General features: G+C 37.0%; 11 protein-coding genes and 1 pseudogene. 6 read left to right on the top strand and 6 right to left on the bottom strand.

Features of this window, described 5'->3' with window-relative positions:
• Positions 1-45: 45 nt before the first annotated feature.
• The 4 genes and pseudogenes from IQ226_RS04210 to IQ226_RS04195 all read left to right on the top strand — a co-directional run.
• Positions 46-276, top strand: a pseudogene (locus IQ226_RS04210) (transposase); the annotation flags it as partial.
• A gap of 718 nt (positions 277-994) precedes the next feature.
• Positions 995-1,528, top strand: a complete 534-nt coding sequence (locus tag IQ226_RS04205; protein WP_193892695.1) for a YdcF family protein — start codon at positions 995-997, stop codon at positions 1,526-1,528.
• A 362-nt stretch (positions 1,529-1,890) separates the two neighbouring features.
• Positions 1,891-3,090 (top strand): DarT ssDNA thymidine ADP-ribosyltransferase family protein, encoded by a 1,200-nt coding sequence (locus IQ226_RS04200; RefSeq protein WP_193892499.1) that lies wholly within the window; start codon positions 1,891-1,893, stop codon positions 3,088-3,090.
• Positions 3,091-4,254 carry an FAD-binding oxidoreductase gene (locus IQ226_RS04195; RefSeq protein ID WP_193892497.1) on the top strand — a complete coding sequence of 388 codons (1,164 nt, stop codon included), beginning with the start codon at positions 3,091-3,093 and terminating at the stop codon, positions 4,252-4,254.
• Between the two features lie 81 nt (positions 4,255-4,335).
• Here the strand turns inward: IQ226_RS04195 and IQ226_RS04190 are convergent, their stop codons facing one another.
• From IQ226_RS04190 to IQ226_RS04165, 6 genes are all read right to left on the bottom strand, one after another.
• The gene (locus IQ226_RS04190; RefSeq protein WP_193892495.1) at positions 4,336-4,977 is read right to left on the bottom strand and encodes a hypothetical protein; all 642 of its coding nucleotides are present in this window, start codon (positions 4,975-4,977) and stop codon (positions 4,336-4,338) included.
• 159 nt (positions 4,978-5,136) lie between these two features.
• On the bottom strand, positions 5,137-6,828 hold the full coding sequence (gene ilvD / locus IQ226_RS04185) for a dihydroxy-acid dehydratase (protein ID WP_193892493.1): 1,692 nt from the start codon (positions 6,826-6,828) through the stop codon (positions 5,137-5,139).
• Between the two features lie 229 nt (positions 6,829-7,057).
• Entirely contained in the window at positions 7,058-7,444 is a 387-nt protein-coding gene (locus tag IQ226_RS04180) for a GxxExxY protein (RefSeq protein ID WP_193892491.1), read from the bottom strand.
• Between the two features lie 97 nt (positions 7,445-7,541).
• Positions 7,542-12,398, bottom strand: a complete 4,857-nt coding sequence (locus tag IQ226_RS04175) for a ribosome assembly protein 4 (protein ID WP_193892489.1) — start codon at positions 12,396-12,398, stop codon at positions 7,542-7,544.
• A gap of 220 nt (positions 12,399-12,618) precedes the next feature.
• The gene (locus IQ226_RS04170) at positions 12,619-13,962 is read right to left on the bottom strand and encodes an AAA family ATPase (protein ID WP_193892693.1); all 1,344 of its coding nucleotides are present in this window, start codon (positions 13,960-13,962) and stop codon (positions 12,619-12,621) included.
• Positions 13,963-14,076: 114 nt separating this feature from the next.
• Positions 14,077-14,847, bottom strand: coding sequence for a pentapeptide repeat-containing protein (locus IQ226_RS04165; RefSeq protein WP_193892486.1), 771 nt, complete (start codon positions 14,845-14,847; stop codon positions 14,077-14,079).
• 241 nt (positions 14,848-15,088) lie between these two features.
• Between IQ226_RS04165 and IQ226_RS04160 the strand changes: the two genes are divergently transcribed.
• Positions 15,089-15,835, top strand: coding sequence for a DsbA family protein (locus IQ226_RS04160; protein WP_193892483.1), 747 nt, complete (start codon positions 15,089-15,091; stop codon positions 15,833-15,835).
• A gap of 358 nt (positions 15,836-16,193) precedes the next feature.
• A complete protein-coding gene (locus IQ226_RS04155; RefSeq protein ID WP_193892479.1) occupies positions 16,194-16,889 on the top strand; it encodes a CAP domain-containing protein in 696 nt (231 codons plus the stop codon).
• The last annotated feature ends 152 nt before the right edge of the window (positions 16,890-17,041 follow it).

Genomic DNA, 17,041 nt, shown 5'->3' with positions numbered 1-17,041 from the left:
ACCTACGACCAGCAAAGCGATAGCGAAGCGCTCCGTAGGAATTATCATACAAGTAAAAAAATCAAGGAGAAAGAGGAAGAATGGCGGCAGAAAAATCTAGAAATATTTTACCTATCAACCTATTCTCCCCAGTTAAACTTAATTGAGATTCTTTGGAAATTTATGAAATATGAATGGATAGAAATAGATGCCTATCAATGTTGGGATAATTTAGTTAATTATGTAGAGAAAGTCATTCGCCAATTTGGAGAAGAATATGTAATTAATTTTGCGTGACCACTTATCTCATTAATTTTTTCTACTATTCCTATCTCATCTATTATTCCTAAGTGATCTAAGTTTTTACTCTCAAATTCTTCTTTTTGGTAATTCATATTTTTTGGTATTTTGATTTCATTCAGACTCACTTTCTCATTTTTTCTTCTGAATTTATTGTCAATACCTTATTAATTTCAATTTGTTGGCAATTTTTATATTACTGTCTATATTTATTGCCAAATTAGTTATGTGTTTATATTTAAGCTGTTTCTGTTACTTATTACACTCATGTCTATACTACAAAATGAAGTGCGGAATGTAGGGTAAATATAAAGATTTATGTATTCTTTCCTGATTGTATTCATTAAGAATTGAGAATTATGTTTGTGAAAACAAATAAATCATTGTCACATATAGCAAGCAGTTACACTAATTAAAATTCTTAGGCGTGTTAAGTCTTATAGTAAACCTGAAAATTATGTTGTCAATGAGTGGTAAGACACCTTTGATTAATTTTCTCAGATAGTTTAGGATATGGCAGAAATTACAGCGACGTGGATTCAGTTACTATGACTGCAAAGTTACCAACTTCTTTTTAGGCATACTTCGCAAAAACTTATACTAACCATCATCCTTATGCATCATGGTACTGATTGTTAAAGAAAATTCTCGTCCGAATAGACATACTTATCAAGCCTTGAATAAGCTAATTTTGACAGGGAAATCTGTGAGAGTTATGGTTTGCCTCCTCCCCTTATTTATCTGGTGGGGGTGCAAAGCAGTACAAAACCAATTTGTCCAACCACAAGCAATATTAGTTTTAGGCGGTTCTACTCGCTTACTAGAAAGAGAAAAGTTTACAGCCAAATTAGCCCGCCAATATCCCAATATACCTATTTGGATTTCTGGAGGCAGTCCACCTCAGCATACTAAAAAAATATTTGCCAATGCAGGAGTTGATCCCCGGCGTTTAAATTTAGACTATGAAGCTGTAGATACAGTTACTAATTTTACTACGACAGTGGACGAATTACAATCTCGGGGAATCAAAAGTGTTTATTTAATCACATCTGATTTCCATATGCGTCGTGCTTGCATCGTTGGTGAAATTGTTTTGGGTAGTCGAGGCATGAATTTTAAACCGGTATCAGTTCCTTCAGAAAATTCACCAGAACCGATTCAAAAATCTATTCGGGATGGTGCTAGGGCAATTATTTGGGTGGCCACAGGTTATACAGGCGCTAACTACGCCAACCAAAGTAAGCCCTAGCAAACCATAGCACATCATAACGTAATTAGAGCGTGGTTAAAAAGTTTTAAATAGAAAAAGTTATGCAAAAGCAGCACCCTATAATGAAGCTTTAATTTTACGGGTTGCAGCATTGTTGGAACAACAGGTGTTCATATCATTTAGGGCTTGCTAAATAAAGCTAAAACCATTTATTAATAAGGGTTTAGCGGATTTTTATCAGAAACTGTCACCTGTCACCTGTCACCTGTCACCTGCAACCTGTCACCTGTTACCGTGTACAATTGATAGTAACACCCTACAATGAACTCTTGATTTTACGGATTGCAATATTGTTGTAAAAAATACTATAATAATAACATTAAAATCTAAACTTTATGATAATGAAACGCAAAAAAACAATTGATAGCTTGTACTATATAACACATATCAATAATGTTCCATCTATTCTTAAGAGAGGAATATTATCTCATGCACTTATTGAAAAAGAAAATATTCAACCTACACCTGTATATGATCAGCAAATCGTTACAAACCGTAGTCATAAATTAACACCAGATGGTAAAAGCTTATGGGAATATGCAAATTTCTATTTTCAACCAAGAAACCCAATGTTATATAGGGTCATAAATGAAAATAAAGATTATGGAATAGTTGTTTTATCAATACAACCGGGGATATTAGGTCGTCAAGGTGCTTTTATAACCACTGGAAATGCAGCTAGTAACATATCTCAAATTTTACCAGCTACTAGCTATAAAGAAAAAGAGATTATTAGTGAAATAATCAAAGGTATAGATATTGAATGGTGGAAAGATGAAGATGGGACAAAAAGAAAAATAATGGCTGAATGTTTAGTCCCTAATACAGTTACACCTGATTTAATTCAAGCTATTTATGTACCAAAAGAAAATACGGCTAAAAAATTAGAAGAAGTCATACAAAATTCTGAATATAAAAATTTAGTTAAACCACCAGTAAGTATAGAACCAAATATTTTCTTTTTACCTTCAAATAGAATAGCATTAACAAACACAGTTTCTCTAGTAGAAGGGGATATGTTTTTCTCTAGGATGCAAACACTTACTATCAGTGTAAACTGTGTGGGAGTGATGGGTAAAGGACTAGCATCAACAGCTAAATATAGATTTCCAGATATGTATGTTCATTATGAGGATTTGTGTAAAAAGAAAATATTACAAATGGGTAAACCTAAATTACACAAGCGCGAATCTTCAATCTTTAATCAACTAGCAGAAGAAACAACATCCTTACCTTATGAAAATGGAGAAACATGGTTTCTTTTATTTCCTACTAAACAACATTGGAAAAATAATGCTGATATCCAAGGAATTGAAGAAGGACTAAAATGGATCCGGGATAATTACAAACAACAAGGTATAAAATCTTTAGCAATGCCGGCTTTGGGTTGTGGACTTGGTAATTTGCAATGGCAAGATGTTGGACCCTTGATGTGCAAGTTTTTAAAAGAGTTAGATATTCAAGTGTGCATATATTTACCTACTGATGGAAAAATCGCTGATGAATTTCTAACAAAAGAATTTTTACTTTCATTAAAATAAATGAAAACCTATAATTGGATTGTTATCGGTGCGGGAATTACTGGTGCTGCACTTGCTTATGAACTAACAAAAATCGGATTTTCTGTACTTTTGTTAGAACAATATGAAATATCTCAAAATGCTACTGGTTATAGTTATGGAGGAATTAGTTTTTGGTCAGGAAAAACACCAATTACACAACAATTATGTCAGGAAGGTATTACTCGTCATCGGATTTTGTCACAGGAATTAAATGCAGATACTCAATTTCGGGAATTAGATTTATTGATGACTATTCCTGTAGATATGAATCCCGAAATCATGGTTCAATCCTATCAAGAAGTTTTGATTCCTCCACGTTTAATTACTATTCAAGAAGCTTGTGAATTAGAACCTTTATTAAATCCTCAAGTCATATCTGGTGCATTAACTGTTAAACATGGTCATATTCACCCGGAAAAAACTACCCAAGCTTACATTCAAGCTATGGTAAATTTAGGAGGAGAAATTCAATTGGGGAAATTTTTAGAATTAATCACTACTCCCACAAAAAAATGTACAGGTGTGAAAACAAATACCACTACTTTTAATAGTGATAATGTTGTGATTTGTGCTGGGGGAATTACTCGTAAATTACTCAAATCAATGGGTATTGCTACGAAAATATATTTTTCCCATGCAGAAATCATTGAAACACCTCCTCTAGATATGCAATTACACACCTTAGTATCACCAGCAAATTTGCAAAGATATCAATTAGAAGTAGAATCTACTCAAATTGATGAATTATGGGATAATCCAGATTATGAAATAGTACCACCTATTTTAGATGCTGGTGTGGTGCAATTTCTTGATGGTAGTTTACGCTTAGGTCAAGTTAGCCGAGTTCTAACAAATCCACAAGCGGAAATTAATTCAGCAGCAAGTGAACAATGGTTACGAGAAAGTATTACAAAAATATTACCAAGTTTAGGAAATTTACCAGGAATATGGCATCATTGTTTAGTTGCATTTACTCAGGATAAATTACCTTTAATTGGTGCTATTTCTGAATTTTCAGGATTGCATATATTTTCTGGTTTCAATAGTCCTTTTATCTTTGTTCCTCCTTTAGCTGTGCGGTTTGCTAAGTTTGTATCTGGTGCAGAAGATGAGATAATTAAACAGATGTCTCCTTACCGTTAGTCTTTTTTTTACTATATAAGGGTTTAAGAATTGAACGCTGATGAATGCAAATAAACGCAGATGCACATAAAGATTTTAAGATTAACTCTGTTCTTCTTTTCTTTCTTCGTGTCTTTGTGGTTCATTTAATTCGTACTTTTCTGACGCAGAGGGAATTTTCATGAGTTTTGCAGCTTCTTGTAATAGTGCTTGTTGTTCATTGTGAATAACTTCTAAACGCTGGGAAATTTCGGCTAACCTTTGTTGTTTACTGTGAGTTTTTCTAATTGGGAAAATTCCGAATCTAGCAAATTTTATCCAAAGAGATTTTAATATTTTTTGGAATAATATAAAAGGAATTTTAAAAATTGACCAACTAGCCGTTTCTATAATTTTAACAATTGCTTTGATAATACTCCAAAGTACAGCAATTGTAAATAATAAAATTACTACGCCTCTGACTGGGTGATTTATTCCCCATGTGAATATTTCTAATATTTGGAAAAACCAGGGATATTGTGATAAGAAATCATGAATAGTAGTATTAATATTTTTTTGGATTACTTCTGATGTATTGTCAGTAATTTTCTCGACATTTTGCCAATGATTTTCTAAATAAGCTTTAGTGTTATCTGTTGTTTGTGTGGCTTTTTGTTGTACAGATTGGGTGAAATTATAAACACCATTTTTTACTATTTGCCAATGTTGGGTAACTTTGTCTGGTAAGGTTGGATTTAGCTGCATAGGCTTGAAAATATTCAAGATAACGATAGCGAAGCGTGGCGTTAGCCATACCACAGAGGCGCAGAGGACACGGAGAGTAAGAAGGAAGAGATGCTATTTTCAAAATTAATTTTATTCAATTACCCAACTTCTTTAAGAAGTCGGGTATCTGGTATAATTCTAATTAGCAAACAGGTCTAAATCTGTGACTGCACCTACACTGCTGGAAGATACCAGTTTGGCATATTTGGCCAGTACGCCTTTGGTATATCTGGGTGGTAGTGGTTGCCAATTGGCGCGACGGGTGGCTAATTCTGCATCTGATATATTCAGTTGCAACAGACGATTATGGGCATCTATGGTAATGCTATCACCTTCTTCTACTAGGGCGATCGCACCACCTACAGCCGCTTCTGGGGCAACGTGGCCGACTACCATGCCGTAAGTACCACCAGAGAAACGTCCGTCGGTAATTAAGCCTACGGAGTCTCCTAAACCAGCACCAATAATGGCGGAGGTGGGGGCTAACATTTCCCGCATGCCGGGTCCACCTTTTGGTCCTTCGTAACGGATCACAATGACATCACCGGCGATGATTTTTCCGGCTAAGATGGCATCTAAACAGGATTCTTCGGATTCAAATACTCTGGCTGGTCCGGTAATGACGGGCTTTTTGACTCCGGTAATTTTGGCTACTGCCCCTTCCGTGGCGAGGTTGCCTTTGAGAATGGCTAGGTGTCCCTGGGCATACATGGGGTTATGCCAGGGACGAATTACGTCTTGGTCTGGACGTGGTTCGGCGGGGATGTCTGCTAATACTTCGGCGACGGTTTGCCCGGAAATGGTGATACAGTCTCCATGCAGTAAGTCATGAACCAGAAGCATTTTCATGACTTGGGGAATGCCGCCGGCTTTGTGTAAGTCTGTGGCGACATATTTACCACTGGGTTTTAAATCACAAATGACGGGAACTCTACCGCGAATGGTTTCAAAGTCGTCTATGGTTAATTCTACTCCAGCAGCGCGGGCGATCGCTAGAAAATGCAATACGGCATTGGTAGAACCACCCACAGCCATAATTACAGATATGGCGTTTTCAATAGATTTCCGGGTGATGATTGTCCGAGGTAATATCTGCTTGCGAATGGCTGCCACTAAAACTTGAGCAGATTGTTCCGTACTGTCGGCTTTTTCTGGGTCTTCTGCAGCCATGGTGGAGGAATAGGGTAAACTCATGCCCATTGCTTCAAATGCTGAAGACATGGTATTGGCTGTAAACATCCCACCACATGACCCTGCACCGGGACAAGCACCCCGTTCAACAGCTAACAGTTCATTTTCGTCAATTTTGCCAGCGCTGTATTGACCAACGGCTTCAAAGGAACTGACAACGGTTAAGTCTTTACCCTCATAATGTCCGGGTTTGATTGTTCCACCATAGACAAAGATAGCAGGGATATTCATCCGCGCCATTGCTAACATTGCCCCAGGCATATTTTTATCACAACCACCAATTGCTAATACACCGTCCATACTTTGGGCGCTACAGGCTGTTTCAATGGAATCAGCGATGACTTCCCGTGATACTAGGGAGTATTTCATCCCTTCTGTTCCCATGGAAATCCCGTCACTGACAGTAATTGTCCCGAAAATTTGGGGCATGGCACCGGCGGTTTTGACTGCGGCTTCTGCCCTTTGTGCCAGTTTATTAATCCCCATGTTACAAGGGGTGATGGTGCTGTAACCGTTGGCTATACCGACTATGGCTTTGTTAAAGTCTTCATCTTGAAAACCTACAGCCCGCAGCATGGCACGATTAGGCGATCGCTGTACCCCTTGTGTGATAGCTTTACTTTTAAGATTTTCCGACATCTTTTTTCCTTGTTTACTATCTATTGTTGCTTAGTCTTCAGTATTCCTTATACCAAATTAAGATGTAGCTGCATAGAATCAGATTTTTGGATTTATTAAACGCTGATAAACGCTGATAAACGCAGATAAAGACGGATGAATTAAATAAATCCTGTACATCCTTTAATCCTGAAAATCCTGATTCAGACAATTAAAATCCTGAAAATCCCATAATCCCGAAAATCCTGATTCAGACAAAAACACCTTTATATTTAGGATTAAATACCTTTTTAAACTGAAGACTAACAGCACCAAAATTAATCAGCAACCCCACAGGGAAATCATAAGCGACAACATAATTTTTCACCTGTGATAAATGCACATCCTCCAAATTGATCAGCGCCTTCAACTCCACAATAACCTGGTCTTCCACCAGAAAATCTGCCCTGCGCGTACCCACATCAATGCCATCATAATAAATAACTTGTTCCACCTCCCGACCAAAATTCAAACCCGCCCTTTTCAACTCAATTTCCAAACATCTTTGATAAATAACCTCCTGAAAACCATTACCCAGAGTATTATGTACCTTCATCGCACAACCATTAACCCTATATGTTATCTCATCCAACTTCATATAAATCCTCCACATCCTTAAAATCCAAAAAATTCCAACTCAAACCAAAAAATAAATCCTGAAAATCCCATAATCCTGAAAATCCTGATTCAGACAATTAAAATCCCTTCTTAGCAAACTCCTTTGCCTTTGCTTGAGGGTCAAATTGTAAATTCTTATCCCATTCTTTCGCTTGGCGGAAATTAGCTAAAGCCCCATTTATATCATCATTTTTTGCTAAGTTCTCACCTTGGATAACTAACACCGTTGCTGCTAATAATAACCGAGATGGAGTTTGGCAATCCTTTAATTCTGCCAACACTTGAGGATTACCAATCAAATAATTATTCAGTAAACTGCAACCACTGATGACTAAATTATCTAAATCCAAATCCCATAAAATAATCGTCTTGTCTTCACTCCCAGAAGCCAGTTGTTTGCCGTCGGGGCTAAATCCCACACTATAGACCGAACTATCATGACCTTTCAGGGTATTCAGGACTTTCCCTGTGGTCACGTCCCAGATTTTAATCGTCTTGTCAAAACTCCCAGAAGCCAATTGTTGTCCGTCGGGGCTAAATCCCACACTATAGACCCAACTATCATGACCTTTCAGGGTATTCAGGACTTTCCCTGTGGTCACGTCCCAGATTTTAATCGTGTTGTCAAAACTCCCAGAAGCCAATTGTTTTCCGTCGGGGCTAAATCCCACACTCCAGACCGAATCCTCATGACCTTTCAGGGTATTCAGGACTTTCCCTGTGGTCACGTCCCAGATTTTGATCGTCTTGTCAAAACTCCCAGAAGCCAATTGTTGTCCGTCGGGGCTAAATCCCACACTCCAGACCGAATCCTCATGACCTTTCAGGGTATTCAGGACTTTCCCTGTGGTTACGTCCCAGATTTTGATCGTCTTGTCAAAACTCCCAGAAGCCAATTGTTTGCCGTCGGGGCTAAATTCCACACTATTGACCAAACTCTCATGACCTTTCAGGGTATTCAGGACTTTCCCTGTGGTCACGTCCCAGATTTTGATCGTCTTGTCAAAACTCCCAGAAGCCAGTTGTTTGCCGTCGGGGCTAAATCCCACACTATAGACCGTACTCTCATGACCTTTCAGGGTATTCAGGACTTTCCCTGTGGTTACGTCCCAGATTTTGATCGTCTTGTCAAAACTCCCAGAAGCCAGTTGTTTGCCGTCAGGGCTAAATCCCACACTAGAGACCGAACCCTCATCACCTTTGTTAGCGTAGCGTTCCGAAGGAAGGGTATTCAGGACTTTCCCTGTGGTCACGTCCCAGATTTTGATCGTCTTGTCAAAACTCCCAGAAGCCAGTTGTTTGCCGTCGGGGCTAAATCCCACACTCCAGACCAAACTCTCATGACCTTTCAGGGTATTCAGGACTTTCCCTGTGGTTACGTCCCAGATTTTGATCGTGCTGTCTGAACTCCCAGAAACCAGTTGTTTGCCGTCGGGGCTAAATCCCACACTATTGACATAACCCTTATGACCTTTGAAGGTATTCAGGACTTTCCCTGTGGTCACGTTCCAGATTTTAATCGTGTTGTCATTACTCCCAGAAGCCAGTTGTTTGCCGTCGGGGCTAAATCCCACACTATAGACCGTACTCTCATGACCTTTCAGGGTATTCAGGACTTCCCCTGTGGTTACGTCCCAGATTTTGATCGTCTTGTCACGACTCCCAGAAGCCAATTGTTGTCCGTCGGGGCTAAATCCCACACTAATGACCGAACCCTCATGACCTTTCAGGGTATTCAGGACTTTCCCTGTGGTTACGTCCCAGATTTTAATCGTGTTGTCACGACTCCCAGAAGCCAATTGTTGTCCGTCGGGGCTAAATCCCACACTCCAGACCGAATCCTCATGACCTTTCAGGGTATTCAGGACTTTCCCTGTGGTCACGTCCCAGATTTTGATCGTCTTGTCACGACTCCCAGAAGCCAATTGTTGTCCGTCGGGGCTAAATCCCACACTATTGACCTCACTCTCATGACCTTTCAGGGTATTAACTGCTAAGGCTCGTTTTTCCTTCTCTTCATCACGCTGCAAATATACCGCTTGCCTTAATGCTGCTATCGCTGGTACTTGAGTATCAGATTTTGCCCAAGATGCGAGTTTAAGTTTTCCACCAGCCTTCAAGCCTTCTATTAAAGCGTTTCCGGTGTCTTGTAAGGCAAACTGGGCTTCACTGGATTTAGTTAAGGCTTGAATTGCATTAATATCAGCTTGTTGTTTTTGAGTTTCTGCCCTCTTTGCAGCATTCCAAGCTGTGACTGTTAACAAGGTCAATGCTACCCCTGCGGCCACTGAACCTGCTAGGGCAATTTTGAGAAAGCGATTGAGTTTAGCTTCACCAATTTTTCTTTGTTGTTTTTCCTGTTCCAGTTCTGCTATCACCGCTTTTAATTTCGGTTCTTGTTGTTGGCGAATAAACAAAGCCAGATAATCATGAACTAATTGATAACGTTCACAGGGATTTTCCGGTAACAACACCACTAAACCAGATTTGACAAATATCTCTAATACTAAATCTAAGTTATTCTCAGCTTCGGTTTTATCTCGTTCTAATAATGATTGTAAATTTTCTTCTAATTCTGCCTTAGTTTTTAACGGTCTTGTTCCTTGTTCGTCTGTCAGAAAATAAAGTAATAATTCCGCAAGTTCTTGATTTTTCTTACCGCAATCATTGACTATTTCCCCTAAATAACGTTTAACTAATTGTTGTTTGTTACCAATTTGCTGATATGCTGCTAATGTGGTGATATTTTCTGTTTCTAATTGCGCCCCCACAACTTGTAATTCAATGGGACGAACTGAACCTACTTCTCCTGCTAAATCTTCTACCAGTCGGTTAATTAAATCAGGTTCTAACTGAAAAGTTGTTTTTTTAGTTAAACTCTCAATAGTAGTTTTAGCATTGTCTGGTGTTAAATTTCCTAATTTGTATAGGACATTTTTACTCAAAATACCATCACCAACAATATTCATGTCGGGGATTTCATCACATTCTAATAAAAAATGTAAATAATCTACCCGCAAAGATAAAATTATTCGCAAAGATCCAATATTTTTATGATTTAGACATTTCCCTAAAAACTTAAAAAATTCTGTTCTGGCTTTATCGTCAGGACACACAAAGAAAAATTCTTCAAATTGGTCAAAAATTAACACTGTTCTCAGGTTTCTTTGTTCAATTTCTACCAGTTTTAAAATAAACTCTTCTTGAGTATCTAATTTTAATTCTGCTGGTTTGAATTTCGCTGGTAATACATCTAATAGTTGTTTTGCTAATTCTGTAAACCAACTATTATAAACTCTAATTGTCACAGGTAAATTATCTTTAAACCCGATAGCCCTATTTTCCAATGCAGGAATTAACCCAGCATTAACTAGAGAACTTTTTCCAACTCCTGACTGTCCATGAATAACAATGATTTTTTTATCAGTTCTACCAATTCTTGCTAGTAATTCATCTACATCTATTTTCCGCCCAGATGCCTCAATTTCAGGAGAAATATTTTCTTTTTTAATGGTTTGATTTGTTTGTAGAGACGTTCCGTAATTTGTTTGTAGAGACGTTCCATGGAACGTCTCTACATTTAGATTTGTATTTTTTGCTGGTTTTAACCAACCTGCACCAATAAACGCCCGCAAACCAAATTGTTGTTCAATAGAACGAGATTCTAATTTGGTGTTAAAAGCTTCTAAATATTCTGTTTTTTGAAATAATAGTTTTTGTAAAAGATTGAGAATTTTAACATACAGCTTTGGTTGATTATTGATAACCCCCATATCTTTAGCCAATTTTAAATTACTAACTGCTTGTTCATGTTGTTGTAATTTTTCTTGAGCTTGTGCTAGAATCAAAAATAGACTTTGACGATAATAATTTAGTGGGGGTAATTCATGAATTACCCCTATCCCTTGATTAGCAATTTTGTCTGCTTCTGAAAAATTTGATTGTTCAAAATTAGCTGTTGCTAAAAATATATAATCTTCCGCTATTTTCAAGATATTATTTTCAGCTTGATGTATTTCTAAAGCTTGTTGAGATAATTCTTTTAATTGTTCCCATGCTTGTAAATCTTGCAGAATTAACCCAAATTTTGATAAAGACTCAGCAATTAAATCAAGACGTTGAGCATTTTTAAACTTTTCTAATGTTCGTTGAATACAAATTATTATTTCTCCCCCTTCCCTGCTAGGGAAGGGGGCTGGGGGGTTAGGTCTTAATTTTTCATAATTGCAAATTGTCAGATTATAAAGTATTTTCCCTTGAATTTCTAAATTATCCGTTGTTTGCCAAAAATCCCAACTTTGTTGATAGTAATTAATAGCTGTATCTAATTGTTTTTTGTTATATGCAATAAATCCTTTTAAAAAATTACAATTAGCTGCAAATTCTGGTTCTAACTCTTGACCATTTTTTTGTAAGTCTTGTAATGCTAACTCAAATTCTTGTAAATTTACATTCAAATCATCATTTAATACTTTATCTATCATTGATTTGAGTAAATTAGTTAATTCATCGAAAGGAAGAGAAAAATTGATAGTAATCCCCCAACTTTCTAAATCAGGTGCAGATTCCATGATTTGTTGATATATTGCATCATTAATCCATAGCACTACAGGATATGGACAATTATTTCTAAATTCTTCCCGAATTTGATTAGCTGAACTAAACATTTTCGATAAATTCGGTAATGATTCCCAACCGACAATCATTAATGCTGCAATTTCCTGATCAAATTCTTCTCGAATAGCATTATATAATGTTCTTTCTGATGTTTGTAGCCGTAAAATCTGAATTTCAATCTCACATATTTTCTGTAATTCTTGAATAAGTTGATTTTGTAAGTTGATATAATTACACTTAGCCAAAATCAGCTTAAATTCTCCCGCAGAAGCTTCTAAAGACCATGCTAAATCTTCTAGTTGTTGTGAGTTGGTCATAGTGTTAATTTGTGATAAGAAAGATCCCTAACTTCTGACTTTGTAATTGGTTAATTGAGATATAAGAACCCCACCCCCAACCCCCTCCTCGCTTGCGAGGAGGGGGCTATGATAATATATCTTAATCCTATTAATCCTCAAATCCTGGAAATCCTGATTCTGACAAAATATTAATCCTGCAAATCCTTTAATCCTGGAAATCCTGATTCTGACAAAATCCTCATTCAGACAATTTTTCCGATTCTGCTAAAATCGGATTGATATCAAACCATAATTCACCTTGATCTCGATATTCAAAGACAAATCTACTGCGAATTAATTTCTGATATCCTAAATCATCACTAACTTCCTTAGTTTCTTTGACATGACGTAATAATTGCCATTCTTCAGCAGAAAGTCTTAATGAGAAGTCGTTACGTTGGTCACGAATAATCTGCTCTAAAGTGTTACCCTGGAGAGGAAATTTTTTATCTTTCATAATCCAGGGGTTTAATAACTTTAAAATATCGCGCACATGACCACCGCTAACCTGACACAAACGGTCTAAAGTTGCTGGAGTATCAAAAATGTCGGTAATTTTATTTAAGCGGTCTTCTGGGGCTAAATTAGGAAATGCTCTAGCTAAAATCATCTGTCGCATTAGCTCTAATCCCTGTTGATGGATGCTACCATCTGAATACTTAACGGGAACCATTGGTAATATTTTCGGGCGTTCTGGAAATCGTTGAGTTAGTATGCCATATTCATTGGAAAATTTCAAAGCCAAAGGCATGGTATAAATGACATGACAATTAAGTTGAGTTAGATATTCACCTTGGTCTACAAATATATATTCTTGTTGTGTGCGACCCCAGGGTTTAACCGTGTTCTCTATGCGGTCCAGGTTATCAACTATGACAACTAAACCATTTTTACCCTGTTGTTTAAGTTTAGAAATGGCAGGTTCTAAAAGTTCTTGATTAATTGCTTTTATTAAGTTTGTTTTCTGTGGTGCTAAATATTGATTTATTTTGGTTCTTAATGTGGGATCACTTTTCATTTTGGTGGTGATTTCCCCAATACCCAATGACAAAGATAATTTTTGTCCGTCAACAGTATAACCAATATCTTGACCAGCAAATTTACCTTTAACACCTGTAACTTCAGAGTTTAAAATATTCCATGCACCTTGAAGTAATTCCTGAAATTTTTTCGGTTCTTCGAGAACAATTTCCTCAAGACTTTTACTAATGCGACTAGCAATAGCTAAAAATACATCAGCAATATCTACATCTGTAATTTCTAGGTCTTCGCTAGATTCAAAATAGACAACATAAAAATCTGCTGCTTCTAATTCTACCTGCAACCGTAATAATTCTGTGGATTTACCGCAACCTATATGTCCAGTAAATAGGTTACAGGTAGGCTCATCTGGATTCCAAATTGTAATACTATCTTTAAGAGTGCTGATGATATCCTCACCACGCACTTCGGAAAAGTCAATATAACATTTTTGGTCTTCTTCATTCCGCGCTTTCAGAGTGCGTGCGGGGTTAGTGGCTTTGTGAAAATCCTTAATATCCATTTTGTCAGTAGTATGATTATCCTGATAGTTGCGGAATATCTCTACTGACAATAATACTTGTTCCTCAGTAATTAGAAAAGGGTTTAAAACCTAATTTTCTGGATAAAATGGGGACTAGAAGGGGAAAAACTGTAATAAGACTGAACCTAAATTCCCTACAAAGTCCATCAAGCTGGGTTTACCCGCACTCACTGTTTCTGAGTAAGGCGTTTTTAATTCTGTAATGAAAGCTTGTGTTGTTTTTAGTCCTTCGGTATTTTTTTCTTTTTCAAATAATTCTGCTGCTATTTGAGCATCTTGTAAGGCCTTTTGTCTGTCTAAACTTTGATAACTAGCAATACCGCGGGCTAAATATGCGCCGGCATAATCTGGTTTAAGAGCGATCGCTTGGCTAAAATAATCAATAGCTGGTTTAAGATTTCCCTTTTGGGCCGCTGCTACACCCCAAGCATAAAAATCCTCTGATTTAGCAATTTGCGAAGGTATTCCTACCGCACCTTGAAAATTTGCACCTGTAATATTCGCACCTTTCAATTCAGCATTCATTAAATAGGTATCTCTTAAATCAGCACCAGTTAAATTTGCACCACTGAGTTTAGCCTCACTTAAATTCACACCAAATAAACTTGCACCGCTTAAATTCGCACCCCGCAAATCCGCACCAGCTAAATTTGCCCGACTTAAATTAGCACCCACAAGATTAGCACCGTTTAAATTTGCCCCAGCTAAATCAGCCATTACCAATCCAGCGTTACCAAGTAAGCATTTTGGACACTTTTTATTTGCTAATAACTGCCTAATATCCTCATAACTTGCAGCTTGAACTGCACCTGATAAGCTTACACTGAGTAAAAATACAGATATTGCCAAAATTTTACTGTTCATAATTTATTTTTGTATTAATCCAAGTTTCTGGTTTAGTGTGGTCAGTTGTCAGTTGGTAATTATTTCCCCCTACCCTCTACCTCTTCCCTATTCAGCCAAGTTTAAACCAATAATACCGATAATTATAAAAGACATAGAGATAATTTTTACAACCGTCAAAGACTCATGAAACCAAATTACACTAATGCTGTTTTCTCCGCTACTTGATAAAATCACATTGCTAGTTATCTACCTTTGACAAATGTTCAAAATTTTTACTCATTTTCGCAATTTAGCAATTGTTAGCTTGATCTGTCTGATATTAAGCTGGTCACTTCCCGTCCAAGCTGAGACTAAAATAGACCCCCAACTAGAAAAACAAGTTCTAGAAATTATCCGCAAACACCCAGAAATCATTATTGAATCCGTGGGAGCATATCAGCAGCAACAGCAACAGAATATCCAAAAATCACGGCAAGAATTTATCAATAATTTTCAAGCAAATCCTCAATCCGTAATTGGTGATTCTCCCACAATTGGTGCAACCAAATCAAAAACGGTATTGATAGAATTTTCAGATTTTGAATGTCCTTATTGTGCCGAAGCACATCAAACACTCAAAGATTTATTGGCAAAATATCCGAATAAATTCACCTTAGTTTATAAACATTTTCCCCTTTATCAAATTCATGATCAAGCATTACCCGCAGCTACAGTAGCTTGGGCAGCATATAAACAAGGTAAGTTTTGGGAATATCATGATGCCCTGTTTACCAATCAGAAACAATTGGGTGAAACTTTATATTTAGATATTGCCAAAAAGCTCAATTTAAACCTCAAAAAATTTGACAATGATCGCAAATTAGCTAATAAATCCATCGAAAAAGACCTATTATTAGCCCAACAATTAGGATTAGGTGGTACACCATCTTTTATTATCACCAGTCCAAATTTTGCTGGACCTGTAAAACTCACAGAACTAGAAGAAATATTGCAAGGTAAACCATAAAATTTGATAGTTGGGCAATAATTTATACTAGTTTTATAGTTATTGCCAATAAATCTGCACCTTTAGCTAGAGGTGGCACTTATTAATTAAGTGTTCTAATTACAGTAAGTGTAAGGAGTAGTCTTATGAGAAGTGATGAGGATAACTTTTCGCTTCTCAATTCCTATTTTATTGAAGTAGGAGTCGGTAGTCAGAATAAATTAATGGGGGATTCCCACCTTACATACATATATTTCAAAAATCAAATATTAGCCCAATCATACTTTACATTTAATAGCAAAGAAGATTACAATAGGCAATAGGTAGTTATCCAAAAAGATCACTACTACAATAATTCCACAAGAAAACGAGGTTATGAATGCGTCACCTGGGATTTTTGCTATTATTACCTATTACGCTGGCAACAACTTTTGCTGATCAATTACTAAAATATCCAGAATCTACTCTGCCACTGATTGCTGATAAAAATAGTCAAACTTTATTAGCACAAACAAGTTATCTGTCCACCTTGGAAAAACAAGTAATTGTTGAAACTAACAAAGTCAGAACCAATCCTCGTTCATATATACCTATTATAGAAAATTATAAACAGCGGTTTCAGGGAAATCAAGTCAAAATTTCCCATAATACCTATTTAATGACCCAAGAAGGTGTAAAACCTGTTGATGAGGCCATAAATTTCTTAAAATCCGTCCGTCCCGTTGGTGCATTACGTGGCTCAAAAGGAATGTCTTTAGGTGCGCGAGATCATGCTAAAGACCAAGGAGAAAAGGGAACAACAGGTCATAATGGTAGTGATGGTAGTAGCCCTAGCGATCGCATCAGTCGTTATGGTAAATGGCAAACTACCGCTGGGGAAAACATTAGTTACGGACCAAATACAGCCCAAGATATTGTCATGCAACTAATAATTGATGATGGTGTACCTTCTCGTGGACATCGAACAAATATTTTTAACCCATCTTTTCGGGTAACTGGTGTGGCTTACGGTTCTCACAAACAGTACAGAACTATCTGCGTCATTACCTATGCTGGTGGTTATATCGAAAAATAGAACTCACATCAACCTGATCTCGACATACAGCAGTTTGAGATCAAACGCGGTACAAAGATGGTAAACTTTAAAGATGTAAAAAAAAGAAAATAATTGAGATATATGGCAGCAGCATATTCGACTGATATAAGACAAAAAATATTAAGTGCTTG

Origin of the sequence: Dolichospermum sp. LEGE 00240 (genome assembly GCF_015207875.1) — a bacterium.
GTDB classification, from domain to species: Bacteria; Cyanobacteriota; Cyanobacteriia; order Cyanobacteriales; family Nostocaceae; genus Dolichospermum; species Dolichospermum gracile.
The sequence above is the reverse complement of the archived record's forward strand: the minus strand, read 5'-3'. Positions and strand labels throughout refer to the sequence as shown.

Excerpts from the sequence above, each read along its gene's own strand:
- IQ226_RS04205 (WP_193892695.1), top strand. The coding sequence starts at position 995 with ATGGTTTGCCTCCTCCCCTTATTTATCTGGTGGGGGTGCAAAGCAGTA.
- IQ226_RS04200 (WP_193892499.1), top strand. The coding sequence starts at position 1,891 with ATGAAACGCAAAAAAACAATTGATAGCTTGTACTATATAACACATATC.
- IQ226_RS04195 (WP_193892497.1), top strand. The coding sequence starts at position 3,091 with ATGAAAACCTATAATTGGATTGTTATCGGTGCGGGAATTACTGGTGCT.
- IQ226_RS04190 (WP_193892495.1), bottom strand. The coding sequence starts at position 4,977 with ATGCAGCTAAATCCAACCTTACCAGACAAAGTTACCCAACATTGGCAA.
- ilvD (WP_193892493.1), bottom strand. The coding sequence starts at position 6,828 with ATGTCGGAAAATCTTAAAAGTAAAGCTATCACACAAGGGGTACAGCGA.
- IQ226_RS04180 (WP_193892491.1), bottom strand. The coding sequence starts at position 7,444 with ATGAAGTTGGATGAGATAACATATAGGGTTAATGGTTGTGCGATGAAG.
- IQ226_RS04175 (WP_193892489.1), bottom strand. The coding sequence starts at position 12,398 with ATGACCAACTCACAACAACTAGAAGATTTAGCATGGTCTTTAGAAGCT.
- IQ226_RS04170 (WP_193892693.1), bottom strand. The coding sequence starts at position 13,962 with ATGGATATTAAGGATTTTCACAAAGCCACTAACCCCGCACGCACTCTG.
- IQ226_RS04165 (WP_193892486.1), bottom strand. The coding sequence starts at position 14,847 with ATGAACAGTAAAATTTTGGCAATATCTGTATTTTTACTCAGTGTAAGC.
- IQ226_RS04160 (WP_193892483.1), top strand. The coding sequence starts at position 15,089 with ATGTTCAAAATTTTTACTCATTTTCGCAATTTAGCAATTGTTAGCTTG.
- IQ226_RS04155 (WP_193892479.1), top strand. The coding sequence starts at position 16,194 with ATGCGTCACCTGGGATTTTTGCTATTATTACCTATTACGCTGGCAACA.